Raw genomic sequence first — 25641 nt, 5'->3', positions numbered from 1 at the left:
CCTACGCCTCCGCAGGCAGTGTTGCGGCCGCGGCGGAGCCCTGCCCGGTACCGGTGCCGGGGGCGAAGACCAGCACCGGCTTGGCGTAGCTGCCCGCATCGGCAAGGAGTGCCACCAGGCTGCCGTCCGGGGCGAAGGCCGCGGCAGGGTGCTCCGCCGTGGCGGCGCCGGGCGTACCGGCTGCGGCACCGGCAGCGATCCGCCGGCCGAAGGAGATCTCGGTGGTTTCCTCCGCCGTGAGTTCGCGGTTGGGCATCAGGGCCCTGGCGGCGAGGGACATGTCCAGGACGTTCAGTTCCCCGGCGAGCTGTTCGAGGGTGCGCGCCTGGTCAAGGGAGTACGGGCCTACCTTGGTCCTGCGGAGCGCGGTCAGGTGCCCGCCAACGCCGAGGCCGTTTCCGAGGTCCCGGGCGAGGGCGCGGATGTACGTGCCGGAGGAGCATTCCACCGTTACGTCCAGGTCCACCACGCCCGCGGCATCGTCCCGGCGGATGCCATGCACGTCGAACCGGTGGATGGTTACGGGGCGGGCGGCGAGCTTGACGTCCTCGCCGGACCGTACGCGGGCGTAGGCCCGTTCGCCGTTGACCTTGATCGCGCTGACGCTGCTGGGCACCTGCTGGATGTCGCCCGTGAGCGCCGCAACTCCGTCGTGAATCTGCTGGTCGGTGACGCCGGCTGCGCTGGCGGTGGCCGTGACCTCGCCCTCCGCGTCGTCGGTCACGGTGGACTGGCCCAGCCGGATGGTGGCGGTGTAGGTCTTGGAGGTGCCCACGATGTAGGTCAGCAGCCGGGTGGCCTTGTTGATGCCAAGCACAAGCACCCCGGTGGCCATGGGGTCGAGGGTTCCGGCGTGCCCCACTTTCCGGGTCCCTGCGAGGCGCCGCATCCGGCCAACCACATCATGGCTGGTCCATCCCTGCGGCTTGTCCACTATCACCAGTCCAGAAAGCACGCCTCCCAGTATATCGGCGCTGGTTGGGGCGCAGGTGCAGGGAGCCGGCAGGGAGGTACGACGGCGGCGCCCCACCACGGCGGCCACGCCGCCGGGCGCAGGCGGGCGCAGTCCCCGTGGCGGCTAGGATGGCTGGCATGCCTGAGCTTGCCGCCCATGTCCGCGACGTGCCCGTCAACCAGATCCGTGAGATTACCGAGGCCGCGTGGCGCACTCCCGGCGCCGTGGTGCTCAGCATCGGGGAGCCCGGCTTTCCCCTCCCCCGCCACGTCCTGGACGCAGGCATCGCCTGCCTGGACCGGGACGAGACCAACTACACGCCCAACGCCGGGATCCCGGCCCTGCGCGAAGCGTTCGCCGCCAGGTTCCGGGAAGAGCAGGGCGTGGACGTGGGCGCGGAGCGGGTGTATGTGGTGTCCGGCGCCCAGCAGGGCCTGCACTTCGCCATGAGCCTGCTGCTCTCCCCCGGCGACGAGATTCTGATCCCAAACCCGGGCTACCCTACGTTCGCCATGACCAGCCGGCTGCTGAATGCCGTTCCGGTGGGCTATCCGCTGCACCCGGACCACGGCTTCCAGCCCCGGGTCCCGGACGTGGAAGCCCTCATCACCAGCCGCACCCGGGTGCTGGTGCTCAACTCCCCGTCCAACCCGCTGGGCGCTGTGCTCAGCGAAGACCTGGTCCGGGAGCTGGTGGAGGAACCCGCCGCCATGACATCTGGGTGATTTCGGACGAGTGCTACGAGGCGTTCACCTACGATGTCCCGCACGTCAGCCCCGCAAGGTTCGACGGCGGCACGGCGGAGGCCGCGAGGGTGTTCACCTCGCTGACGCTGTCCAAGACCTACGGACTGACGGGCCTGCGGATCGGCGCGCTCATCTGCCCGCCAGGGCTGGAGCAGCAGATGGACAACGTCATGGAGTCGATCGTCTCCTGCGTGGCATCCGCCCCGCAGTACGCAGCGCTCGCAGCCCTTACCGGGCCGCAGGACTACGTGCGGCACGCGCATCAGCACTACCGGGACAACCGGGATGCGGCGTCCGCGGTCCTGGCGGCGAAGGGCATCAGCTACCTGCCGGCCCAGGGGGCGTTCTACCTGTGGGCGGACATGTCCCATGTGACCGGCGGGGATGTGCGGAGCTGGGTCCGGCGGTTCCTGGCCGACTCCGGCGTGGCGCTGGCCCCCGGAACTGCCTTTGGATCCATCGGCGAAGGGTGGGTCCGCATTGCGTTGTGCGGCCGGAAAGAGGATCTGTTGGAAGGACTGTCCCGGCTTCCTGCCGCCGGCCGGTAGGGGCGGGTATCAGCGGCGGGCGCCGGCCAGCGCTTTGTCCAGCCAGGACCGCAGCGCCTCGGCCGGGGCGGCACCGGCCTGCCGGGCCGCGACCTTGCCGTCCACGATCACCATCAGCGTGGGGATGGCCTGGACGTCGAACCGCCGCGACAGGCCGGGCGATGCGTCCACGTCCACCTTCACCAGCTTAATCTTCCCCGCCCGTTCCCGGGCCAGTTTGTCCAGGACTGGGCTGACCATACGGCAGGGTCCGCACCAGGCAGCCCAGAAATCGACCAGCACGGGAACCGGGGACTGCTCCGCCACGGCAGCGAAGTCACCATCGCCCGCAGAAACGATCCACGGCAGGTTTGCCTTGCAGTTGCCGCAGCGGGGGTGGCCCGCCGCCTGGGCAGGCACCCGGTTGGTCTTCCCGCACGAGGGGCAGCCGATGAGCGTGGGTTCCATGGCTAGTATTCCTTCCTGCTGTCAAAGGCGCGCCACGTTTGGAAGGGGACGTCCGACGTCGGGATGTCATCCCTGGTGACCGGCATCAGCTCCGGCGCGGCACCGCTGAAGTAGTCGTAGAAAAGCGCGTCGTCGAAGCCGGCGGCCGCGGCGCCGTGGCGGTCGGCTGCGAAGTAGACATGGCCGATCCTTGCCCACAGGGCGGAGGCCAGGCACATGGGGCACGGCTCGCAGCTGGCGTAGAGAACCGAGCCCGTGAGGTCGAAATTGCCGGTTGCCGCCGCCGCGGCCCGGATGGCCACCACTTCGGCGTGGGCGGTGGGGTCATTGTCCCGGGTCACCCGGTTGACGCCCGCATGGACACGCCCGTCAGGAGTCACCACCACGGCGCCGAACGGACCACCTCCCGCGCCGACGTTCTCCGTCGCCAGGTCCACTGCCTGCCCCAGGTAGTGGCGCAACTGGGGGCGGTCGTTCGGCCTGCTGCCGTGCTCCGCGGAGGTCATAGCACGATCCTAGCCATGCGTGCCCCCTTGGGGGATGGAAAGGGGGCCAGAAAGGGGGGATGCCCCCGGCGACTACCAGCGGGTAGGAGCCTACGCTTGCGCCCGGGGGATGTATTTCGCCTCTAGCGAGGCTTCAATATCCAGCCCGCAAGGGCCCCGCACCCCGGAGTACCCAATGAAGAAAAGACTCGCACTCTTAGCCTGTATCGCGGCCTCGGCCGCTGCCATAGCGTCCGCAGGCCCAGCATCAGCCTCCACAAAGACACCGGACTACGATGTGCTTGCAGGCGGTCTCGTCTCGCCCCTGCATGTCACGGCCGGCCCCGGGAAATCGGTCCTGGTCTCCCAGGATTTCGCCGGGAAGCTCACCCGCGTTGACCGCGGAGGAACGACTGAAGACCTTTCCACTGAGACAGCCCAGGGCTGGGAGGTGGCGGGCTCCGATACCCGCGGCAGCACCACGTACTTCCTTGAAAGCGTGGGGGCCGGCCAGGGTGACCCCGCAGGCCTTCACGGGTACCTGAAGTCCATGGATGCCCGCGGCAGCGTTGACACCATCGCCGACTTTGCCGGCTACGAACGACGCCACAACCCGGACGGAGACCAGCACTACGGCTTCGGCGACGACGTCAGCGCACAGTGCCTCGCCGACTGGCCTGCCTTCCCGCCCGCCTCCTACACGGGCGCCGTGGATTCCCACCCGTATGCGCTGGCGGTCCGCGACCACACTGCCTACGTTGCGGATGCGGGCATGAACGCCGTCCTTCGGGTGGATCTGAAGAGCGGCGACATCGACACCATCGCCGTGCTGCCCCCGCGGCCGGCCGTGGTTCCGGCCGGCCTGCTTATCCCCACGGACATGATGGGAAACACGGTGGAGGTGCCCGCCTGTGCGGTGGGGCATGAGTATGCCTTCGAACCGGTCCCCACGGATGTGGCCATCGGTCCTGACGGCATGCTGTACGTCACGTCCCTGCCCGGCGGTCCGGAAGGGCCGGAGCTCGGGGCCCGCGGTGCCATCTTCAAGGTGAACCCGTGGAATGGTGACACCGACCTCTGGGCAGAGGACATCATGAGTCCCACCGGATTGGCAGTGGCCGGCAACGGTGACGTCTACGTGGCATCGCTGTTCGGCGGCGAGATCCTGAAGTTCACGTGCGGCGGGGACCGTTCCCGGTTCCTGGCAGTGGGCATGCCGGCAGATGTTGATATCAGCGGCCACACCCTCTACGCCACCATCGACGCCCTGGGTGACCCGTCCCAGCCGCCGGCGGGCAAGGTCATTAAGGCCGACCTCCGGTAGCGGCGCCCTCCCCCGCCGGAACGTCACGGCGGGCCTTAAAGCCACAGGGCCCGGGATCAGCTCCCGGGCCCTGCGTCCGTTCTACTTGTTGCTGTCCTCGTCGACTTCGCCGTCGTCGCTGAGGTCGGTGTCCTCTTCGTCGAAGTCGTCTTCGTCGATATCAATGTCGTCAGACTTGTAGGGGTCCGCGTCGCCTGCGTGTTGGGCGTTGGCGGCCAGCGCGGCAACCTCGGCGTCCCGCTTGCGGGCTTCGCGCAGCAGTTCTTCGAGGTTGGAGGCGTTCACCGGAATCTGGTCGGCGACGAACTCAAGGGTGGGAGTGAGGCGCACGGTGATGTTCCGGCCAACTTCCTGCCGGAGCACCCCCTTGGCCTTTTCGAGCCCCTTGGCGGCGTCAGCTTGGACGGCCTGGTCGCCAAAGACGGTGTAGTAAACAGTGGCGTGCTGCAGATCATTGGTCACGCGGGCATCGGTGACGGTAATGCCCTCCAGCCGCGGATCCTTGACCTTCCGGCCCAGGGCCTCAGCAACAACAACCTTAATCCGCTGCGCCAACTTGGCAGCACGTGCCGGATCAGCCATGAACAACTCCTATAAGAAGAAAAATAAGGGGACGTACGACGGCGGCACGGGGGCCGCGATGGGACGTTTCAGTTATCTGCCACGCACCCGGGGCCGGCTGCCTCGCGCTGTGGCGAGTACACGACGGACCTGCGTTGGGTTTTTCCGGCGGCCAGGGAGTGGCATCGGGCCTGCCGGAGCTGGGTGGCCGACGTCGTAAGACGTAGGACACCCAGCGAAGGGGCGGGGCCGCCGGAAAAATCCAACGGCCCCGCACCTTTGCACTGCTGAGTCGCCCGCAGGCAGATCCAGACTAGACGCGCGGCTTCTCGCGCATCTCGAAGGTCTCGATGATGTCGCCTTCGGTGATGTCGTTGTACGAGCCAAGACCGATACCACATTCGAAGTCCGTGCGGACCTCGGTGGCGTCGTCCTTGAAGCGCTTGAGCGTCTCAATGGTGAGGTTGTCGCCAATGATCTTGCCGTCGCGGCTGACCCGTGCCTTGGTGTTGCGGCGGATGATGCCGGAGCGGACGATCGAGCCGGCGATGTTTCCGAACTTGGAGGAGCGGAAGACTTCGCGGACTTCGGCGGTGCCGAGCTGGAATTCTTCGTATTCCGGCTTGAGCATGCCCTTGAGCGCTGCTTCGATGTCATCGATTGCTGCGTAGATGACGGAGTAGAAGCGCATGTCCACGCCTTCGCGGTCTGCCAGTTCGGCAACCCGCTCGGCGGGCTTGACGTTGAAGCCGATGATGACGGCGGAGTCGACCGTTGCCAGGTTGACGTCGTTCTGCGTGATGGCACCCACACCGCGGTGGATGACGCGCAGCTGCACGCCTTCGCCAACGTCGATCTTGAGCAGCGCGTCTTCGAGGGCTTCCACGGCACCGGACACGTCACCCTTGAGGATGAGGTTGAGGGTGTCGATCTTGCCTTCGGCGACGGCCTGGTCGAAGTCTTCCAGGCTGATGCGCTTGCGGCGCTTGGCCAGGGCGGCGTTGCGGTCGGCTGCTTCACGCTTCTCGGCGATCTGGCGGGCGGTGCGCTCGTCAGCAGTCACGAAGAAGGTGTCGCCGGCGCGCGGCACGTTGGACAAACCCAGCACCTGGACGGGGCGGGACGGGCCGGCCTCGGTCAGGGCACTGCCGTCGTCGTCGAACATCGCACGGACGCGGCCGTGGGCCGTGCCTGCCACGATGGTGTCGCCGACGCGCAGGGTACCGGACTGGACCAGGACGGTGGCAACAGCACCGCGGCCCTTGTCCAGGTTGGCTTCGATCGCGATGCCGCGGGCGTCCTTGTTCGGGTTGGCGCGCATGTCCAGGGCAGCGTCCGCGGTGAGCAGGACAGCCTCGAGCAGCTCGTCGATGTTGAGGTTCTGGCGGGCAGAGACCTCTACGAACATGGTGTCGCCACCGTATTCCTCGGGAACCAGGCCGTACTCGGTCAGCTGGCCGCGGACCTTGTCCGGGTTGGCGCCTTCCTTGTCGATCTTGTTCACGGCCACGACGATCGGCACGTTGGCCGCCTGGGCGTGGTTGAGGGCCTCAACGGTCTGCGGCATGACGCCGTCATCGGCTGCGACCACCAGGATGGCGATGTCGGTGACCTTGGCACCACGGGCACGCATGGCGGTGAACGCCTCGTGGCCCGGGGTATCGATGAAGGTGATCTTGCGGTCGGTGCCTTCATGGTTGTGCGTGACCTGGTAGGCACCGATGTGCTGGGTGATGCCGCCGTGCTCGCCGGCCATGACGTCGGACTTGCGGATGGCATCGAGCAGCCGGGTCTTACCGTGGTCGACGTGGCCCATGACGGTGACTACTGGAGGACGTGCCTCAAGGTCTTCGTCGCCTTCGGCTTCGAGCTCAGCGTCGAAGTCGATGTCGAAGCCGGAGAGCAGCTCGCGCTCCTCGTCCTCCGGCGAGACAACCTGCAGCTTGTAGCCCAGTTCCTCGCCCAGCAGGGCGAAGGTCTCTTCATCCAGCGACTGGGTGGCCGTGGCCATTTCACCGAGGTGGAACAGCACGGTGACCAGTGCGGCGGGGTTTGCCTCGATCTTGTCGGCGAAGTCCGTAATGGACGAGCCACGGCGAAGCCGGATAACGGTGTTGCCGTCGCCGCGGGGTACGCTCACGCCACCCAGCGACGGGGCACTCATCTGCTCAAGTTCCTGGCGCTTTGCGCGCTTGGACTTGCGCTGCTTGCCACGGCCTGCGCCGCCCTTGCCGAAGGCACCCTGGGTACCGCCGCGGCCGCGGCCGCCCTTACCGAAGCCACCGCCGGCGGGAGCACCGCCGCCGCCACCGGGACCACCGGTACCGGGTGCGCCACCGGGGCGTCCGGGACCGCGGCCGCCACCGGGACGGCCTGCACCTGCGGGTGCGGGACGCTCAGTGCGGTTGGGCATCATGCCGGGCGTGGGACGGGGACCACCGGGACGCGGTGCACCCGGACGGGGTCCGCCTGCACCGGCCGCGGGACGGGGACCACCGGCACCGGCTGCGGGACGCGGCCCGCCGGGACGCGGTCCACCGGCACCGGCTGCGGGACGGGGACCACCGGGGCGGTCGCCGTCGGTGCGGCTGCCGCCGGGGCGGGGCATGCCCTGCGAGGTGGCGAACGGGTTGTTGCCCGGGCGGGGAGAGCGCTCACCGTCTCCGCCGCGGCCCCGAGGCATGCCCTGGGAGGTGGCGAAGGGGTTGTTGCCCGGACGGGGTCCGCCGGGGCGGGGACCCGAAGCACCGGGCGTGGATCCACCCGGACGGGTGGAAGGAGCCGGGGTCTCGGCCTTGGGTGCCGGGCGTGCACCGGGCTTGGCACCCGTGGACGGAGTACCTGCAGACGGTGCTGCGGGAGCCGGAGCTGCCGGTGCAGCTGCCTGGGCAGCGGGCTCCGCGGGTGCGGCCCGGGCGGGAGCCTCAGCCTTGGGAGCCGGAGCCTTGGGCGCAGCCGGGCCTGGGGCCGGGGCTGACGGACGGGTGCCTGCTGCGGGAGCGGGCGCCTTGGGGGCAGCGGCGGGCGCCGCGGCCGGAGCTGCCGACTTCGCGGCAGCGTCGGGGAAGGCGTTGCGCAGTTTGCGCACAACGGGGGCCTCGATGGTTGACGAGGCGGAGCGAACGAATTCGCCCAGTTCCTGCAGTTTTGTCACTGCATCTTTGGAAGTTATACCGAGCTCTTTGGCGAGCTCATGTACGCGGACCTTGGCCACATTTCTCCTGTCTCGGTCCGCACCGAGCCAGGCACGAACCGTCTACTTCTTACTGCGGACCCCAGCCGCTGTTGATGCGAAGGGGCCCATTGCAGAGCGCAACAAAGTTGTCATCGTTACGCACTCATCGCTGGGAACTCATCGGGTTTCCATCAGATTTCTGACCCGCTTTCAGGTTGGACGGTTGGTGTTGCAGCCACCGGAGCGGCGTCAACGTTCGGGCCTGACGTGATCCGGCGCTCCACGGCGTTGGTCCCGGTCGCGCCCCCAAGGGCACGCCCGAACGCTCGCCGCTTAATCGCCAGGGCCAGGCACGATGCGCTGGGGTGCAGCCATGCACCCCGGCCAGCCATCCGGCGTCGTTCATCCACCAGGACAGCGGTTGACCCGCTGCCTTCGGCGACGAGCCGGAGCAACTGCGACCGCGGGCCCTTCTTCCGGCATCCGATGCAGATACGTTGCGGCTGATTCCCGGTGGTAAGCATGTCTGCCACGGTCATCGTCCTGACGTTCTTTCTGCTGGCCCCGGGTTTACTGTCTTCGCAGTTACGAAAACGAGCACGCCCAAGACACACGGCTACCGGCTCTTAGGCGCGGTCTTATCTATTCTAGCCCCTCCGGGCCGTTCTGCCCGAAACCGGGTGGCTGCTGCGGTGCACCAGCCACCCGTTGGGAGCTTACTTGTCGCGGTTGCCCGCGGCGTCGGAGACGATGTCGATGCGCCACCCGGTCAGCTTGGCCGCAAGGCGGGCGTTCTGGCCTTCCTTGCCGATGGCCAGGGACAGCTGGTAGTCGGGGACCACCACGCGGGCGGAGCGCGTGGCTTCGTCCGTGATGGTGACCGAATTCACTCGCGACGGCGACAGGGCGCTGGCAATGAAGGTGGCGGGATTCTCGCTGAAGTCGACGATGTCGATCTTCTCGTCGTTCAGTTCGGTCATGACGGCGCGGACGCGGGAGCCCATTTCACCGATGCAGGCACCCTTGGCATTGATCCCAGGGGTGTTGGCCTTGACGGCGATCTTGGTACGGTGTCCGGCTTCGCGCGCCAGGGCCACGATTTCCACGGAGTGGTCGGCGATCTCGGGAACTTCCAGTTCGAAGAGTTTCCGGACCAGGCCCGGGTGGGACCGGGACAGCGTCACGGACGGACCCTTGGTACCGCGGTGCACATCGATGACCAGGGCCCGGAGCCGGTTTCCGTGGACGTACTTTTCACCGGGAACCTGCTCGGGCGGCGGCAGGAGTGCCTCGATCGAGCCCAGGTTGACCTGGATCATGTGCGGGTTGTTGCCCTGCTGGATGGTGCCGGACACCAGTTCGCCTTCACGGCCCTTGAACTCGCCCAGGACGTTGTCGTCTTCCACGTCGCGGAGCCGCTGCAGGATGATCTGCCGCGCGGTGCTGGCTGCGATGCGGCCGAAGCCTTCCGGGGTGTGCTCGAACTCACCGATGGGGGCGCCGTCGTCGTCAATTTCGACAGCCCAGATGGTGACGTGGCCGCTCTTGCGGTCCAGTTCGGCGCGCGCTTTCTCGAAGGCGCCGGGAGACTTGTGGTAGGCCACCAGGAGCGCCTGCTCAATGGTGGGGATCAGGAGGTCCAGCGGGATTTCACGCTCACGCTCCAAAAGTCTCAGTGCGCTCATGTCAATATCCATCAGGCCTCCTCGGAAGGTCCATTGTGTTCAGGTTCCAGACCATCCTCCGGGAGGTGGCTGAATTCGATCTCGACTTTTCCGTTGCGGATCCTGTCGAAAGGAAGAGTTACTGGTTCACCCTGCCGGGGCTTCATGCCCTTCTTGACTGGCAGTTCGGGAATGAGGGTCACTCCCCCGGCGTCCACCGCGTGGATGCGGCCCGTGACGTTTCCACCCTGCATGACGTTGACCTTGACCATCCGGCCGCGGGCGCGGTGCCAGTGCCGGGGTTCGGTCAGGGGGCGTCCGACGCCCGGTGAGGACACTTCAAGGTCGTAGGGCCGGCCGTCGTCATTGGGGTCGTTGTCCAGCAGGTCGGAGAGCACCCTGGAAATGTCGGCGATGACGTCAAGGCTGACACCGCCCGTTTCCTCCTGGGGCAGGTCAACGACGACGTGGACCACACGGTGGGAGCCCGGGACGATGACGACGTCCTCAAGGTGCAGGCGGTTGGCCTGGACCGCGGGTTCCAGGAGGGCCCTGAGCCGTTCGGCCTCGGGGTTGTGGGCCGGCGCGGATCCGCTTCCCTTACCGGTGTGGTCTGGTGAAGCCGTGGCTTCTGCATTGCTCACGATGCCGGCCGCCCTCCCTATAGATGATGTGGTGTTTACTAGCGTAGCTATTTTACCGGCCCGGTGGTGCACCGGGGTGCCCCCTCAGCGTGACACCATGGTCTGTTGTGAAAGACCGCCGCCAGGACACCCACCCCCGCATGCGCCCGTTGCGATTTACCGTCCTGGCCCTTGCCGCCCTGATCGTGCTGAGCCTCGGTTTCGCCCTGATTCCCGCGGAAAAACCGGCCCCTGCCGAGCCTTCCGTGACCGAGCGTGCCCGGTTGACAGCGTTCAGCGCAGCGCTCGATATGCGCGCCGCCGGCATGGAACTTGCCTCCGCCGGCGCCGCGGATGCCGCTGCGCTGGACCCTGTTGTGACCTTGCTGACCATCCAGGCCAGGGCGTTGATGTCCCCGGGATCCGAATTTGCGGCCGGGCCCATGGCCGGGTCCACCCAGGCATCGCCGCGGGCAGGGGCGGCGGCAACGCCATCTGCCGGTCCAGAAAACACCGCTGAGCTGGTCCAGGCCCTGGCCGCCAGCGGGACAGCCCGGCTCAAAGACGCTGAAACGGCCGACGGCGGCGTAGCCCGGCTCCTCGCCGGCGCCGGCACCGCGCAGCTCATCGCGGCCGGGCGCCTTGCCGCTGCCGCCGGGGTTCCCGGGCCGCAGGAAGCGGCAGGATCCGAACCCGACGGGCCAGTCACAGCACCCGGCTCTCCGTGCCCCCGGTCCTCCGCCCCTGCCGCTTCGACACCGGCCACCCAGGACGGCACGTCCGCCGGCACGGAGCCCGGCAGCACGCCCCCGGACACGCGCCGGGCCCTGGCGGCCGCAGTGTCCGCCGAACAGCAGGCTGTCTACGGCTACCAAGCGGCACTCCCCCGCCTGGCACCGGCCGAGGCTGGTCCGGCGTCGGACCTCCTGGCCGCGCACAAGGACCTGGCTGCCGCCGGGGAGGCACGCCTCAGGCTGGCCTGCGGCGTGCCCGTTCCCGAACAGCCCGGGTACGTCCTGGCTCCGGGTTTCCTGGCAGCCCCGGCGAAGGCTCTCGGCGCACTCGAGGCGGCAACACTGGCGCCGTACGGCGACCTGGTGGCAATATCGCAGGGCGAAAACCGCAAGTGGGCCGTCGCTGCCCTCCAGTCCGCCGCAGGCCGCGCCCTGACGTGGGGGGCGGACCCGGGCCCTGTTCCCGGTATCACCCTCGACACGGGCAAACTGCCGGAGCTGCCCGCCGTGGACGTCCCTCCCGGCAGCAGTGTCCTGCCCGGGGGCACCCAATCAGTGACGCCGCCCGCGTCCTGAACCAGGCCGTGGACATCCGTGCCTAAGTGGCCGGACGCTCCGGCACGTAGACCTGCGGCCGGGGTGGCGCCCTGCCGGCGGTGGTGGTTTGCTGAAGGGATGAACGCGGACCAACCGGCCGATACTCCGGAAGTCAATGCGGCGGGCACCAAACTGAACGGCCATTCCGGGCCGGAGCCCCACGGGGACGACATCGCCCACCGGCTGAACTGGCTGCGCGCCGGCGTCTTGGGCGCGAATGACGGCATCGTCTCGGTTGCCGCAATCGTGGTGGGCGTGGCGGGAGCGACGGCCGAGCTGGGCCCCATCCTCACCGCCGGTGTGGCAGGGGTAGTGGGCGGTGCGGTTTCCATGGCACTGGGCGAATATGTCTCCGTCAGCAGCCAAAGCGACAGCCAGCGCGCGCTGATCGAGAAGGAACGCCGCGAACTGGCGGAAGACCCGGAAGCGGAACTGGCCGAGCTGACCGCCATTTACCAGGCCAAAGGCCTCTCCCCCGGGACGGCCGCCAAGGTCGCCAGGGAACTTACGGCCCATGACGCCCTCGCGGCGCACCTGTCCGCCGAGCTCAACATCGACGAAGCAGACATCGTGAGCCCCTGGCACGCGGCTTTCGCGTCCGCGACGGCCTTTACCATCGGAGCCGTCCTGCCCATGCTGGCCATCCTCCTCCCGCCGCCCGGGATCCGGGTCCCGTTGACCTTCATCTCGGTCCTGGTGGCCCTTGCCCTGACAGGTGCCCTCGGTGCCTGGATAGGCGGTGGTTCGAAAGCCCGGGCAGCTGTGCGCGTGGTGATTGGCGGGGCCCTGGCCCTGGCGGCAACGTTTGTGATCGGCAACCTGCTCGGCGCCTCCGGTGTTGTCTGAACCCGCCGCACCTGGCGCCTTGTCACACGGGGCGGCGCCGGTTGCAGTTCCCCTTCCCCCCGCGCTCGCAGCCAGGTACGAACGCACCCGCGCGGGACGGGACTGGCTGGCCAGGCTTCCAGGCCTGCTGACAGACCGGCTGGAGCAGTGGCACCTGGACCTTGACCTGGCCCCCGGCAGCCTGCCCTGGAGCGGCCACGGAGCCCTTGTCGTTCCGGTGCGGCAGCGCGGCGGTTCCCCCGCAGCCCTCAAAATTGCTTTCCCCCACGATGAGGCCAAGGTAGAGCGGCATGCGCTGACGCTTTGGGGTGGCCGCGGCGCCGTCCTGCTGCTGGCCTGGGACAGCGGGTCCTGCGCCATGCTCCTGGACCGCCTGGTCGCCGGCCGGTCGCTGGCAGACCTCCCGATGGATGAGGCAGCGCGGGTGTGGGGCGGGCTGGTGCGCGAACTTGGGGTGGCTCCGGACCACCGCCCGGAATGGCAGGAGCTCACGCACATAGCTGCCCGGGCAGAGCAGTGGAGCGATGACCTCCCCGCGGACTGGGAGGAACTGGGCCGGCCGTTTCCCAGATGGCTCCTGGAAGCGGCACTTGAAGTGTGCCAGACCCGCGGCGCGGTGGGCCGCAGATCTGCCCGGGACCTCCTGGTCCACACGGACCTGCACTTCCTGAACATCCTGGCGCGGCCCGGAACGCGCGGGGCGGCACCGGACGACTATGCGGCGATCGACCCCCAGCCAATGATCGGGGAGCCCGAGTTCGCAGTTGCGCCGGTGCTGTGGAACCGCCTGGCGGACCTGCCCGCCGGCCGGCCAGGCCCTGCACTCCTGAACCGCTGCCACGAGTTCAGCACCGCAGCCGGCCTGGACCCCGATGCAGCCCGGGAGTGGGGCATCGCCAGGGAAGTGGAAAATGCGCTCGGGTATGCCCGGGAAGGCCACCGGGGCGACCTGGCGCGGTCGCTTTGGGTGGCCAGCACCCTTGCCGGTAGCACCTTGGACGGCCTGCCGAACCCCCGCTTGCTGCCGGAGCCCGGGCAGGGCGGGTAGCTCCACGGCAGGATCCGGGGGCGTGCGCCGGCACCGGACGGTCAGGAGCCCCGCACTGCCAACAGAGCTGACCGCACAGCCTCCACTGCCGTGTCCACGTCCTCCCCTGCTGTGTGCCAGTTGCTCACCGATACGCGCAGGATGTCGCGGTCCCGCCAGTGGGAACCGGACATCCACACCTTTCCTTCGTCGATGATGCGGGCGGTGACGGCACGGGTGGTGTCATCATCTCCGAACGCCAGGCACACCTGCGTGTAGCCCACGTCATTGAGGACCTCCACCCCCTCCAGTGCCGCCATCCCCTCCGCGATGGCCTTGGCCGCACATACCAGGCCGCCCACCTGGGCAGCCACGCCGTCCCGGCCCAGGCTCTTCAGCGCAGCCCATACCGGCACTCCCCTCGCCCGCCGGGACAGCTCCGGGACCTTTTCGAACGGGTCGCCGGGGCCGTCGGCGTCGTGCACCAGGTAGCTCGCATGCAGGCCCATCGCGGCCCGCAGTGCCGGCTGGTCCCGGACGATGGCGATGCCGCAGTCGTAGGGCACGTTCAGGGTTTTGTGCGCGTCCGTGCCCCAGGAGTCGGCCTCTTCAAAGCCGTCGGTGAGGTGCCGCAGTTCCGGCACTGCGGCCGCCCACAACCCGAAGGCACCGTCGATGTGGACCCACGCGCCGTGGTTGCGTGCGACGGCGATGGCCTGGGCAAAGGGATCAAAGGCCCCTGAGTGCAGGTTTCCGGCCTGCAGGCACACCAAAGCGGGTCCGGACCCCGCGGCGAGGGCGGCGTCCAGGGCGGCGGGAACAAGGCGGCCCTGGGCGTCGGCGTCGACTTCCCACGGCTTGCCAAGGCCCAGGTAGCGCAGGCCGAGGTCCACGGTGTCGTGGCGCTCCCGTCCCACGAAGCAGCGCACCTTGGGCGCACCGGAGAGGCCGTCCCGGTCAAGGTCCCAGCCGGCGTCGGCAAGCAACCGCCAGCGGCCGGCGGCCATGCCGGTGAAATTCGCCATGGTGGCACCGGTGACGAACCCGACGTCCGCTGCCGGCGGCAGGCCCAGCAGTTCCACTACCCACTGTCCGGCCGCCTCCTCGATGGCAGCCGTGGCCGGGGTGGCATAGCGGAGGCCGGCGTTCTGGTCCCACGCACTGACCAGCCAGTCGGAGGCCAGGGCAGCAGGGAGGGTGCCGCCGATGACCCAGCCGAAGAACCTGCCCGAGGGCATCGCCATGAGGCCGGGCTCAGCCTGTTCCGCCAGGAAGTTGATGACCTCCACGGCAGGCGCGCCCGCTTCCGGCAGCGGCCCACCGAAAACGCCGGCGAGATCAGCGGCGTGCAGGCGGGGCCCGACAGGGCGGTCGTGGAGGCTGGCCAGCCAGTCCCGCGCATGCTGTGCTGCGGCTGCCAGCGCAGCAGCATACTCTTCGTCGCCGTAGGCCATACGTGCATGCTACGCCGGGCAGGCCTTCGCCACGAGGACCAGTTTCCGGGGCGGGAATCAGGCGAAGTTTTCCTGCCAGACGTCGTAGCCAAGCTTGACGATGAGGGCTGCGACCACCACCAGGAAGACCACCCGCACAAACTTGCTGCCCTGCTGCACGGCGGTCCGCGCACCCAGGTAGCCGCCGGCCATGTTCGCAGCCCCAAGCAGCAGCCCGATGCCCCACAGGATGGAGCCATGCGGCAGGAAGAACAGCAACGCACCCGCGTTGGTGGCCATGTTCACGATCTTGGCCTTGGCGCTCGCTTCGAGGAACGCATACCCCATGGCGGACACCAGGGCGATGACCAGGAAGGATCCCGTCCCGGGACCGATCAGACCGTCGTAGAAGCCAATCACCATGCCGATGAGGCAGGCCACGACGTAGTGCTTGCGGCCCTCGTGGCGCAGCGCCGTCAGCTCTCCAACGCTGGGCTTGAGCGCGGTGAAAAGCGCGACGGCGACCAGCGCCACCACGATGATGGGCTTGAACAGCCCGGACGGCAGGGTGGCCGCAAGGCTCGCCCCGCCAAAACTGCCGGCAAGGGCGATGACGGCCATGGGAACGGCGGTGCGGAGGTCCGGCTTCACCCTCCGGTAATACGTGGCAGCGCTGGTGGCAGTGCCGAAGATGGAGCCCATCTTGTTGGTTGCCAGCGCCTGCACGGGCGCGATGCCCGGCACCAGGAGCAACGCGGGCAACTGGATCAGGCCTCCGCCGCCCACCACCGCATCAACCCAGCCGGCAGCGAATCCAGCCACCACGATCAGGATGAGCGTGGTGAGCTGGATCGACTCGAAACCGGAGATCACTGGTTGCGGACGGCGTTGACCACGTAGTCGACGGCCTTGCCCACCTCGATGTTCTCTGCCTCACCGCTGCGGCGGTCCTTGATTTCCACGACGCCGTCCACCAGTCCGCGGCCAACGGCCAGGATGGTGGGGACGCCCACCAGTTCCGCATCGCCGAACTTCACGCCCGGCGATACCTTGGGGCGGTCGTCGTAGATGACCGACAGGCCTGCTGCTTCGAGATCCGCCGAGAGTTTCTCAGCTGCCTGGAAGATGTCCTCGCCGCGGCCGACGGCCACCACGTGCACGTCGGCGGGAGCCACCGTGCGGGGCCAGACCAGGCCACGGTCGTCATGGTTGGCTTCGGCCAGTGCCGCAACCGCGCGGGTGACGCCGACACCGTAGGAACCCATGGTGACCACCACCTGCTTGCCGTTCTGGTCCAGCACCTTGAGGTCCAGGGCTTCGGCGTACTTGCGGCCGAGCTGGAAGATGTGGCCCATTTCGATGCCGCGGGCGGTCTCGAGGGGCCCGGAGCCGTCCGGCGAAGGATCGCCGGCGCGTACTTCGGTGCACTCGATGACGCCGTCCCAGGTGAAGTCGCGGCCTGCCACGAGGCCGAAGACGTGCTTGCCGGCCTCATTGGCGCCGGTGATCCAGGCAGTTCCGCTCACCACGCGCGGGTCCACCAGGTACAGGAGCTTCGTGGCGCTCTCGGCGCCGAGGAGTGCCTGGTCCAGGGCAAGGCCCGGGCCCAGGTAGCCCTTGACGATCAGCGGCTGCTTCTTCAAGTCTTCCTCGCCGGCCTGTTCGAGTCCGATCTCTCCCGCGATGGGCAGGAAGGAACCGATGTTGGCTTCGACCCGCTTGAGGTCCACTGCGCGGTCGCCGGGAACTCCGATGACCACCAGCTGCCGCTCACCGGTGGGCAGCGTAACGGCGAGGACCACGTTCTTGAGCGTGTCAGCGGCAGCCCAGGCGCCGCCGTCGGCCTCTGCCCGGGGGGCAATCCGGTTCGCCGCGGCAACCAGGGTGTCGATGGTGGGCGTGTCCGGGGTGTCCAGGACTTCTGCGGCGGGGGCATTGCTGAAGTCAATCGGATCAGGGACCACCGTGGTGACAGCCTCTACGTTGGCCGCATAGCCGCCGGCGGAACGGACGAACGTGTCCTCACCGATCTCGGTGGGGAACAGGAACTCCTCGCTCCTGGACCCGCCCATGGCACCGGCAGTGGCCGCTACCGGCACCACTTCGAGTCCAAGGCGTTCGAAAATCTTCAGGTAGGCGGCACGGTGCGCTGCGTAGCTGGCGTCCAGGCCGGCGTCGTCCACATCGAAGGAGTAGGAATCCTTCATGATGAACTCACGGCCGCGCAGGAGCCCTGCCCGGGGGCGTGCCTCATCGCGGTACTTGTTCTGGATCTGGTACAGGCTCAGCGGCAGGTCCTTGTAGGACGAGTACAGGTCCTTGACCAGGAGCGTGAACATTTCCTCGTGCGTGGGGGCGAGCAGGTAGTCTGCGCCCTTGCGGTCCTGCAGGCGGAACAGGCCCTCGCCGTACTCGGTCCACCGGTTGGTGGCTTCATAGGGCTCCCTGGGCAGCAAGGCCGGGAAGTGGACTTCCTGGGCGCCGATAGCCGTCATTTCCTCGCGGATGATTTCCTCAACCTTGCGCAGGACGCTGAGCCCCAGGGGCAGCCAGGTGTAGATGCCGGGGGCGGCGCGGCGGATGTAGCCGGCACGGACCAGGAGTTTGTGGCTGGCAACCTCGGCGTCGACGGGGTCTTCGCGCAGCGTGCGCAGGAAAAGCTGGGAGAGTCGTAGGACCACGGGTGGTATCCGTTTCTGGGGAAGTGCTGGGTCAGCAGGGCCGGACAATTCGTCTGGGTACTAATCTACCGGCAGAGAACAGACGGTACGGACTGGCTGTGCCGTCGGCCCCCGTGGACCACTCCGGGAAAGCAGTAGAGCCACGCCCGGGAATACAAAGCCCCTGGCCCCCCAATAGGGCTGGTCATTGCATCCGGGCGTGGCTCGACGCCGTTATCGCCTGAGTACTGGTGAGGACTGGTGAGACCGCCCACCCCACTTCCAGCGCAGCTAGATTGAACCTATGTGATGGTGCACACGTTTGACAAGTGTTTTTATTATTCGGGAATCCGCTTACCCGCAGGTGGATGCAGCGTTCAGGCTGGTGGCAGGTGAAACCTCACAAGGCCTGGTGCGTCACCTCGGGAGTTACTTCACCAAAGCGCCGGCGGCGTCCAGGAGCGCCCCTGCCCGCCGGACGGCGTCATCCTCGCTGGCGCCTCCGGACGCCACCGAGGTCACCACGACGCCTTTCTGGACCACCTGCGCGGTTACCGTTGACTGCTTCTGCCCATCCGGAAGCGCGGTGTCCGTGCGGTAGGCGAAGGTGCCGGGCACGCTGCCGACTCCCTCCACCGGAGTGACAGTGACGGCCACCTCCATGCCCGAGACGGCCATGGTCATGGACGAGCACTTCGCCAACTGGGCCGGCTGATCCTTGATCCGGGCCAGGAAGTCCTGGTCCAGGCCGGCAACCAGGGACAGCGCTGTGACGGCACCGGTGCCGGCGTCTGTGCTCTTGCCAACTGCCATGGTTGCACCGTCCACAGAGGGCACTGTGCTTGCGGCCGCGAGTTCCTTGCACTCCGCCGGCTTGACGTCGATGGAGGCAAGCATCGATTTGGTCTGGTCCAGCGTGGTCTTGATGTCGCCGCTTGGCAGGACCGACAGCCTCCGGTCGGCAGCGTCCCGCACCTGGCCCACGATGGCCGCCAGTTCGTCGGCTGTGTACGCCTTGGCGGTGGGTGTTGGGGTTGGCGTTGGCGTTGAGGCAGCTGATGCTGCCGGGCCGGCAGATGCGGCAGGAGCGGATTCCGCAGCCTGGGGCCCGGCTCCCCCACACGCGGACATTCCCACGGCCACAAGGGCACAGGCCCCAAAAGTTCCCAGCACGGACTTCTTCACGTTTCCCCCAATATTCTGCTTTCGTCCGGCAACCGCCGGCTAGAAGAGAACTGTAGCGAAGGTGCCCACCTGGCGGAAGCCAACGCGTTCGTAGGTGGACCTGGCCCTGGTGTTGAAGCCGTTGACGTACAGGCTGGTCACCGGCGCTATCTGCCGTGCCTTGTCCACCACCGCCGACATGTAGCCCGCACTCAGGCCCTGGCCGCGGAACAGCGGGTTCATCCAGACACCCTGGACCTGGGTGACATCGTCCGTGACGGCCCCAAGCTCGGCTTTGAACACCACCTCGCCGGCACCATTGAGGTGCACCATGGAGTGCCCCTGCCGGATCAGGCCCTCGACGCGGCGGCTGTAAAACTCCCTGCCGCCGAGGTAGGGCGAATATCCCACTTCTTCCTCGAACATGGCGGCGCAGGCAGGCAGGATGCGGTCGAAGTCCGCAAGGTTTCCAGGCGCCAGGCCGGGATTGGGCTGGACCAGGGGCGGCCCATCAATAACCATCAGCGGTTGGTCCGCCCGAACCTCGTGGGCCCGGTGGCCCAACTCGGCCAGCGCTGAATACAGGGCCAGGACCGCGTCCGCCGGCCCGAAAGCAGAGGCGTAACGGCGGCCTGAGCTGTTGGCAGCCTCCGCTACCAGGGACGCGAGAGCCGGATCGAGCTGGACCGGAACCAGGTTGGCTCCGGCCCAGCACGCTCCGGCGAGGACGCCGTCGTCGAAAACTCCGATGACGCCGGCCCCACCACTGGTGGGCGCCGCCGTCCCTGTGGCGCGCAGGTGCGCCAGGATGAACACATTGGCGACGGGATCCTGCCGTGCCAGCGTTGTCAGGGCTGGGGTGTCCTGGCCATCGAGGGTGCGGACGGACAGCCCCGGAGGGTCTGCCGCGTCCCTACGAGACGCTAACCACGGGGCTACCCTTGACAGCATCTTCGCCATCGGCCTCCCCCATCTCTTCCGCGATACGCATCGCCTCTTCGATCAGTGTCTCAACAATTGCGCTCTCGGGAACAGTCTTGATGACTTCGCCCTTCACAAAGATCTGGCCCTTGCCGTTGCCCGAGGCAACGCCCAGATCCGCTTCGCGGGCCTCACCGGGGCCGTTCACCACGCAGCCCATGACAGCGACGCGCAGCGGGATTTCCATCCCCTCGAGGCCGGCGGTGACCTGCTCCGCCAGCGTGTACACGTCCACCTGGGCGCGGCCGCAGGAGGGGCAGGACACGATCTCCAGCTTGCGCGGCCGAAGGTTCAGGGACTGGAGGATCTGGTTGCCCACCTTGATCTCCTCCACCGGCGGTGCCGAAAGGGACACCCGGATGGTGTCGCCGATACCGCGGGAGAGGAGCGCCCCGAAGGCCGTGGCGGACTTGATGGTGCCCTGGAAGGCAGGCCCGGCCTCGGTAACGCCCAGGTGCAGCGGCCAGTCGCCCTTTTCAGCCAGCATCTCGTAGGCGGCCACCATGATGACGGGATCGTTGTGCTTCACGGAGATCTTGAAGTCGTGGAAGCCGTGTTCCTCAAACAGCGATGCTTCCCAGACCGCTGATTCGACCAACGCTTCCGGTGTGGCCTTGCCGTATTTCTTGAGGATGCCTGGTTCCAGCGATCCGGCGTTGACCCCGATGCGGATGGAGGTGCCGTGGTCCTTGGCAGCGGCGGCAATCTCCTTCACCTGGTCATCGAACTTGCGGATGTTTCCGGGGTTTACCCGCACCGCTGCGCAGCCTGCCTCGATAGCCGCGAACACGTATTTGGGCTGGAAATGGATGTCCGCGATGACGGGGATCTGGGATTTCCGGGCGATGATCGGCAGCGCCTCAGCATCGTCGGCGGAGGGGCAGGCCACGCGGACGATGTCGCAGCCGGACGCGGTGAGCTCGGCTATTTGCTGCAGGGTTGCGTTGATGTCCGTGGTGGGCGTGGTGGTCATTGACTGCACGCTGATGGGGAAATCAGACCCTACGCCTACCGAGCCGACTTTGATCTGGCGCGTCTTGCGGCGGGGGGCAAGGACGGGCGGGGGTGCTGACGGCATTCCCAGGCTGACCGAGGTCACGTGGACTCCTTGGGTTGAAAGGGTAATAAAGGCGGCTACGCGGAGATCCCGGCCAGCATGCCGGTTACCGGGGACCATTCGGTGATGCGGGTTCCGGCGATCACGCCGGCTTCGGCGAACGGGTCCTGCTTGAGGATCGAGTTGAGGGCGTTTTCATCAGACGCCTTGAAAATCAGCAGGGCACCCGCGCCGTCGCCGTAGGGGCCGCTGGCTACGATGACGCTGTCCTCCGCGAGACCACCCGTCCATTCCCGGTGCGCGGGACGAACCTGATTGCGGGTTTCGGTGGAATCGGCGGCATAAACGTACTCAACGGCAAAAACTGTCATACCGCTACCCTATCGCCATGGCCGGCCAGGTACCGCCCATTCCCTGCGGCGAAAGAGACGTCGAGCCCCGGACCGCCCGGTGCAGGACGGTCAAGTGCAGGAGCTTCAGTGCAGGAGATTCAGTGGAGGAACAGTACCTTGACGGCGGCAGCGGTTCCGGCCGCCCACAGCATTGACGTAAGGGTCCCGATGATGAAGCGCTCGGCCGCGACCGGCGTCTCCTTCAGTTCGGCGAACCTGCCCAGGCCCTTGATGGCAACGATATAGGCGATAGCCACGGGCTGCCCGGCAAGGATGGCAAGGCACACCCCCAGCCGCTCCAGCACGCCGATGATGGCCCCGCCCCTCAGGATGCGTTGGCCGGCGGGGAGGGGTCCGGCCGCAGGATTGCCCACTCCAGGCCGGCCGGGAGGGGCGGTCAGTTCGCTGTCCACCGCCTGGGCACCCGGGGCACTGGCATCACCGGGAACCGGATCCGCGGCGGGCCCGGCCCCTCCCCCTGGCCCCCCGGGGGAACCAGCGGAGGGTGCATCGACGGTGACGTCAGCCGACGGATCCTCTTCCGCCCTGCGGGCTTCCCCGGCGGCCTTGACGGCATCCGCCCTGTCATCAATGGTTCGTGCAAGCCTGAAGACCAGGGCCGTGACCGGCCAGCCGGCAAAACCGGCCACCACCAGAGCCACTGCCACCCAAAGTACGGTCATGCCTGTCCTTCCGTCCGGTCCGCTGCAACCCCGCCGGCCGGTTCCGGCTGCGCAGTGAAACCAGGCTGCGCAGTGCCACCAAGCTTCGCAGTGTCATTAGGCTGTGCAGTATCACCCAGCTGTGCAGCACTGTCCTGTCCGCCCGCGCCCCGATGGTCGCCAGCCAGGAGGGAGTCTGCAAGACCAAGGAGCATGGACGCGGCCGGCCTGGCTGCCCATTCTTCCTGCCAGCCGGAGCGGAGCACGGTACGGCTCACCGACTGCTCCGAGACGCCGAGTTCACGGGCAACCTGTTTCTGGCTGCCATGCCGCCCGGGCCCCTGGCCGCGCACACCCAGGCGGTGCAAGGCATCCACCACCCGCCACTGGGCGTCCGTGCGGTCCTGGACGAGCCGGCCCAGCAGCCTGAGGACCGCTTCCGCATTGGCACATGCCTGCACCCCTTCCGTGGCAGCGGCACCTCCGGCCCCTGCACCTGCCATCATGCCGGGCACCACCGACAACGGCACCTGGGCACCGGCGCCCTTGGCCAGCTCAACGGCCTTCCGGGCGGCCACGAAAGCGGTCCCGGCGCCTTCCCGGGGGCTGGCATGCGGGGCAAGGGATACTGTTCCGATGCCGATCCCGACGTACCAGCGACCGCTGCGAAGCGCGTGCAGGGCTATCTCCACCACGTCGGAGGCGTCCCGCACCACCCCCTGGACTTCATCTCCTACGGAACGGTCGAACACCGGTGGTTCCCCGCCAGGCAGGTCGAGGCCAGCCACTTGGCGGAGCAGGTCCGGAACGCGGTCCTGGTCGCCGGTGCTTCCGCGCTGGTCAATGGTCATGACGAACATAGATCAACCATAAACGGCTGAAACTGCTTAATCAATCAGATTTGGCTGATTTATGGAAATCAACCGATATAAGGGGGCTAACCGAAGAGATTGACCGGTTTTACGATGTCCGCGTAGATGAGCAGCGCGCTCATGCCCATCAGCAGAGCAGCCACCACGTACGTGACGGGCAGCAGCTTGGCAATGTCGAAGGCCCCCGGATCAGGCCGTCCGCGCAGTTTTGCCACCCTGCGCCGCACACCCTCGTACAGGGCGCCCGCAACGTGGCCCCCGTCCAGCGGCAGGAGCGGGATCAGGTTGAACACCGCAAGGGCGAAGTTCAGGCCGGCCAGCAGGCCCACAAGGGTCGCTACCCGCGACTGCATCGGAACGGCCTCCATGGCTGCCACCTCGCCTGCCACCCGGCCCACGCCCACCACGCTGATGGGCCCGTTGGGATCGCGCGGCTCTTCGCTGAACGCGGCCTTGGCCACGCCCACCACGCGGGCCGGCAGGTTGAAGATGACGCCGGCCACCTGGCGGATGTTCTCCCCCGCCATGGGCAGGACGGACGACGCCGGCTGGGGCACCAGTGCGGTCTGCGCACCGATGCCAAGGAATCCGACGTCCTGGTACTGCAGGTTGCCCGCGGCGTCGGTGGCCTGGCGGCCGTCGCTTCCCATCACCGGCCGGGCCGACAGCACCGGCGTCACGGTGGTGGAGACCGGCTGGCCGTCCCGCTGCACGGTGATGGCCACCTCCTTGCCGGCGGACGCGCGGATCCACTCCGTCAACTGGTCCCACCGGGTGACGGGTTTGCCGTCGAAGGAGGTAATGGTGTCATTGGGCTTCAGGCCTGCCGCAGCGGCGGGGGTCAGCTGGCAGTCGGCGGAATCGGGGTCGACCGTCTGCCCTGCGGCCACCTGGCATTTGGAAACGTCAGAAATGGTGGTGGTGGCCGTGGCAACACCGAAACCCATGAGCAGCACGGCGGTGAGCAGCACGCCCAGGATCATGTTCATGGCCGGCCCGCCCAGCATCACAATGACTTTCTTCCAGACCGGCAGCCGGTAGAAGACCCGGTTTTCATCGCCCGGCCCCACTTCCTCGTGGGCCATGGAACGTGCCTCGGTGGCCAATGTCTGGAACATGCCGGTGCTGGAGGGCCGGACCGAGCCGTCCTCCTTGTTGGGCGGGTACATGCCGATCATGGAGACGTAACCGCCCAGCGGCACGGCCTTCACGCCGTACTCGGTTTCGCCCTTCCGGCGCGACCAGAGCGTGGGTCCGAACCCGATCATGTACTTGGTGACGCGGACCTTGAAGAGCTTGGCGGGGACCAGGTGGCCCACTTCGTGGAGCGCGATGGACGCGGCGATGCCAACGGCGACGAAGACGACGCCGAGGATGAAGAGTAGGACAGGGGCCATGGACGTGCTGCTGCTTCCTAGAGACTGCTGACTGCTAAACGTTCGTGGGCGCGGGCGCGTGCCCAGCTTTCAGCTTCCAACACCGAATCCACCGTCAGCCCGGAGGAACCTGAGTGTTCGCTGAGCACGCTGTCCACGGTGTCCACGATGTCGGTGAACCTGATCCGGCCGGCATGGAACGCCGTGACAGCTTCTTCGTTGGCCGCGTTGAAGACAGCCGGATAGGTACTCCCCTGCTTGGCGGCGTCCTTGGCCAATCCGACGGCGGGGAAAGCTTCGGTGTCCAGCGGTTCAAAGGTCCACGTGGCGGCCTGGGTCCAGTCGCACGGGCTGGCTGCCTTGGGCACGCGGGCGGGCCAGCCGAGCCCCAGCGCAATGGGCAGGCGCATGTCTGGCGGGGAGGCCTGGGCGATGGTGGAGCCGTCCACGAACTGGACCATGGAGTGGACCACGGACTGGGGGTGCACCACGACGTCGATCCGGTCCAGCGGAATATCGAACAGCAGGTGCGCCTCGATGACTTCCAGGCCCTTGTTCACCAGCGTGGCGGAGTTGGTGGTGACCATGACGCCCATGTCCCATGTGGGGTGGGCCAGGGCCTCCTGCGGGGTGACGGCGTGGAGTTCCGCCCGGCTCCTGCCCCGGAATGGTCCCCCTGATGCGGTGAGGATGAGCTTGTCCACCTCTTCGGCCGTGCCGGAGCGCAGGCACTGGGCAATGGCCGAGTGCTCCGAATCCACGGGAACAATCTGGCCTTCGCGGGCTGCTGCCTTGACCAGGCTGCCGCCCACGATCAGGGACTCCTTGTTGGCAAGGGCCAGCGTGGCTCCGGACTTGAGGGCCGCGAGGGTGGGGGCCAGGCCGATCGATCCGGTGATGCCATTGAGCACCACGTCCGATTCGATCGCCGCGATGCGGGCGGAAGCGTCCGGGCCTGCCACGATCTCCGGCCGGTACCCCTGGCGGCCGGCTGCAGCGGCGGCGTCGCTGATCAGCGCAGCCAGCCGGGCGGGATCCCCGCCGGCGATTCCCACCGCAGCGGCGCCGGTGTGGACCGCCTGCTGCGCCAGGAGTTCCAGGTTGCCGCCCCCGGCGCTGAGGGCCACCACCTCAAAAAGGTGCGGGGCGCCGTCGACGACGTCAATCGCCTGGGTGCCGATGGAACCGGTGGATCCGAGGAGGACGATTCTGCGTGGCTGCATCCGTTAAGTATCCCGCACCGTCCACGGCTTCCGTGCGCCCGGCCAAGTGGGAGCATGAAGACACCCGCCCTGCCTTGACCTGCTGTTGG

General features: G+C 67.7%; 23 protein-coding genes and 1 pseudogene. 5 read left to right on the top strand and 19 right to left on the bottom strand.

The annotated features are described in order from the left end of the window. Nucleotide 1 precedes the first annotated feature (1 nt). Entirely contained in the window at nucleotides 2-955 is a 954-nt protein-coding gene (truB, locus tag HNO81_RS11325; RefSeq protein ID WP_175318224.1) for a tRNA pseudouridine(55) synthase TruB, read from the bottom strand. A 137-nt stretch (nucleotides 956-1092) separates the two neighbouring features. Here truB and HNO81_RS11320 point away from each other — a divergent pair. Continuing rightward, a pseudogene (locus HNO81_RS11320) lies at nucleotides 1093-2249 on the top strand (pyridoxal phosphate-dependent aminotransferase). Between the two features lie 9 nt (nucleotides 2250-2258). On the opposite strand, the gene trxA reads toward HNO81_RS11320, so the two are convergent. After that, on the bottom strand, nucleotides 2259-2696 hold the full coding sequence (gene trxA / locus HNO81_RS11315; protein WP_175318223.1) for a thioredoxin: 438 nt from the start codon (nucleotides 2694-2696) through the stop codon (nucleotides 2259-2261). A 2-nt stretch (nucleotides 2697-2698) separates the two neighbouring features. Next, nucleotides 2699-3202: a nucleoside deaminase gene (locus HNO81_RS11310; protein WP_175318222.1), complete on the bottom strand. Its 504-nt coding sequence runs from the start codon at nucleotides 3200-3202 to the stop codon at nucleotides 2699-2701. Between the two features lie 277 nt (nucleotides 3203-3479). On the opposite strand from HNO81_RS11310, the gene HNO81_RS11305 reads away from it, so the two are divergent. Beyond that, on the top strand, nucleotides 3480-4505 hold the full coding sequence (locus tag HNO81_RS11305; protein ID WP_371818235.1) for a ScyD/ScyE family protein: 1026 nt from the start codon (nucleotides 3480-3482) through the stop codon (nucleotides 4503-4505). 81 nt (nucleotides 4506-4586) lie between these two features. On the opposite strand, the gene rbfA is transcribed toward HNO81_RS11305, so the two are convergent. From rbfA to rimP, 5 genes are all read right to left on the bottom strand, one after another. Next, the gene (gene rbfA, locus HNO81_RS11300) at nucleotides 4587-5087 is read right to left on the bottom strand and encodes a 30S ribosome-binding factor RbfA (RefSeq protein ID WP_175318220.1); all 501 of its coding nucleotides are present in this window, start codon (nucleotides 5085-5087) and stop codon (nucleotides 4587-4589) included. A gap of 292 nt (nucleotides 5088-5379) precedes the next feature. Continuing rightward, the gene (infB, locus tag HNO81_RS11295) at nucleotides 5380-8280 is read right to left on the bottom strand and encodes a translation initiation factor IF-2 (protein WP_175318219.1); all 2901 of its coding nucleotides are present in this window, start codon (nucleotides 8278-8280) and stop codon (nucleotides 5380-5382) included. 152 nt (nucleotides 8281-8432) lie between these two features. Further along, nucleotides 8433-8765: a YlxR family protein gene (locus HNO81_RS11290; RefSeq protein WP_371818237.1), complete on the bottom strand. Its 333-nt coding sequence runs from the start codon at nucleotides 8763-8765 to the stop codon at nucleotides 8433-8435. A 192-nt stretch (nucleotides 8766-8957) separates the two neighbouring features. Then, complete coding sequence (gene nusA, locus HNO81_RS11285; protein ID WP_175318217.1) at nucleotides 8958-9938, bottom strand: transcription termination factor NusA; 981 nt, start codon at nucleotides 9936-9938, stop codon at nucleotides 8958-8960. Beyond that, complete coding sequence (rimP, locus tag HNO81_RS11280; protein WP_175318216.1) at nucleotides 9938-10549, bottom strand: ribosome maturation factor RimP; 612 nt, start codon at nucleotides 10547-10549, stop codon at nucleotides 9938-9940. The genes nusA and rimP overlap by 1 nt, the downstream gene beginning before the upstream one ends. Before the next feature lie 107 nt (nucleotides 10550-10656). On the opposite strand from rimP, the gene HNO81_RS11275 reads away from it, so the two are divergent. The 3 genes from HNO81_RS11275 to HNO81_RS11265 all read left to right on the top strand — a co-directional run bounded on the left by HNO81_RS11275 (nucleotide 10657) and on the right by HNO81_RS11265 (nucleotide 13753). After that, nucleotides 10657-11838: a DUF4439 domain-containing protein gene (locus tag HNO81_RS11275; RefSeq protein ID WP_371818234.1), complete on the top strand. Its 1182-nt coding sequence runs from the start codon at nucleotides 10657-10659 to the stop codon at nucleotides 11836-11838. A gap of 99 nt (nucleotides 11839-11937) precedes the next feature. After that, entirely contained in the window at nucleotides 11938-12705 is a 768-nt protein-coding gene (locus HNO81_RS11270) for a VIT family protein (protein WP_175318215.1), read from the top strand. Beyond that, the gene (locus HNO81_RS11265; protein ID WP_371818233.1) at nucleotides 12695-13753 is read left to right on the top strand and encodes an aminoglycoside phosphotransferase family protein; all 1059 of its coding nucleotides are present in this window, start codon (nucleotides 12695-12697) and stop codon (nucleotides 13751-13753) included. Before HNO81_RS11270 ends, HNO81_RS11265 begins: the two co-directional genes overlap by 11 nt. A 41-nt stretch (nucleotides 13754-13794) precedes the next feature. Here HNO81_RS11265 and HNO81_RS11260 read toward each other — a convergent pair whose 3' ends face one another. From HNO81_RS11260 to dxr, 11 genes are all read right to left on the bottom strand, one after another. Next, nucleotides 13795-15186 carry a pyridoxal-dependent decarboxylase gene (locus HNO81_RS11260; RefSeq protein WP_175318214.1) on the bottom strand — a complete coding sequence of 464 codons (1392 nt, stop codon included), beginning with the start codon at nucleotides 15184-15186 and terminating at the stop codon, nucleotides 13795-13797. Nucleotides 15187-15243: 57 nt separating this feature from the next. Next, the gene (locus tag HNO81_RS11255; protein WP_175318213.1) at nucleotides 15244-16038 is read right to left on the bottom strand and encodes a TSUP family transporter; all 795 of its coding nucleotides are present in this window, start codon (nucleotides 16036-16038) and stop codon (nucleotides 15244-15246) included. Continuing rightward, nucleotides 16035-17846: a proline--tRNA ligase gene (locus HNO81_RS11250; RefSeq protein WP_175318212.1), complete on the bottom strand. Its 1812-nt coding sequence runs from the start codon at nucleotides 17844-17846 to the stop codon at nucleotides 16035-16037. Before HNO81_RS11250 ends, HNO81_RS11255 begins: the two co-directional genes overlap by 4 nt. Nucleotides 17847-18254: 408 nt before the next feature. Continuing rightward, nucleotides 18255-19010: a hypothetical protein gene (locus tag HNO81_RS11245; RefSeq protein ID WP_175318211.1), complete on the bottom strand. Its 756-nt coding sequence runs from the start codon at nucleotides 19008-19010 to the stop codon at nucleotides 18255-18257. Between the two features lie 39 nt (nucleotides 19011-19049). Then, on the bottom strand, nucleotides 19050-19940 hold the full coding sequence (locus tag HNO81_RS11240) for a DUF4081 domain-containing GNAT family N-acetyltransferase (RefSeq protein WP_175318237.1): 891 nt from the start codon (nucleotides 19938-19940) through the stop codon (nucleotides 19050-19052). Continuing rightward, a complete protein-coding gene (gene ispG, locus HNO81_RS11235; protein ID WP_018771945.1) occupies nucleotides 19903-21069 on the bottom strand; it encodes a flavodoxin-dependent (E)-4-hydroxy-3-methylbut-2-enyl-diphosphate synthase in 1167 nt (388 codons plus the stop codon). Before ispG ends, HNO81_RS11240 begins: the two co-directional genes overlap by 38 nt. Before the next feature lie 35 nt (nucleotides 21070-21104). Then, nucleotides 21105-21398, bottom strand: coding sequence for a YciI family protein (locus HNO81_RS11230; protein WP_175318210.1), 294 nt, complete (start codon nucleotides 21396-21398; stop codon nucleotides 21105-21107). Nucleotides 21399-21517: 119 nt separating this feature from the next. Continuing rightward, nucleotides 21518-22102 carry a hypothetical protein gene (locus tag HNO81_RS11225; protein WP_175318209.1) on the bottom strand — a complete coding sequence of 195 codons (585 nt, stop codon included), beginning with the start codon at nucleotides 22100-22102 and terminating at the stop codon, nucleotides 21518-21520. Next, on the bottom strand, nucleotides 22099-22941 hold the full coding sequence (locus HNO81_RS11220) for a MarR family transcriptional regulator (RefSeq protein ID WP_371818232.1): 843 nt from the start codon (nucleotides 22939-22941) through the stop codon (nucleotides 22099-22101). The genes HNO81_RS11225 and HNO81_RS11220 overlap by 4 nt, the downstream gene beginning before the upstream one ends. A 77-nt stretch (nucleotides 22942-23018) precedes the next feature. Further along, nucleotides 23019-24350, bottom strand: coding sequence for an RIP metalloprotease (locus HNO81_RS11215; RefSeq protein ID WP_175318208.1), 1332 nt, complete (start codon nucleotides 24348-24350; stop codon nucleotides 23019-23021). A 17-nt stretch (nucleotides 24351-24367) separates the two neighbouring features. Beyond that, nucleotides 24368-25552 (bottom strand): 1-deoxy-D-xylulose-5-phosphate reductoisomerase, encoded by a 1185-nt coding sequence (gene dxr / locus HNO81_RS11210; RefSeq protein ID WP_175318207.1) that lies wholly within the window; start codon nucleotides 25550-25552, stop codon nucleotides 24368-24370. Between the last annotated feature and the right edge of the window lie 89 nt (nucleotides 25553-25641).

The organism is Pseudarthrobacter sp. C4D7 (assembly GCF_013359725.1).
In the GTDB taxonomy this organism is placed as follows: Bacteria; Actinomycetota; Actinomycetes; order Actinomycetales; family Micrococcaceae; genus Arthrobacter.
The sequence above is the reverse complement of the archived record's forward strand: the minus strand, read 5'-3'. Positions and strand labels throughout refer to the sequence as shown.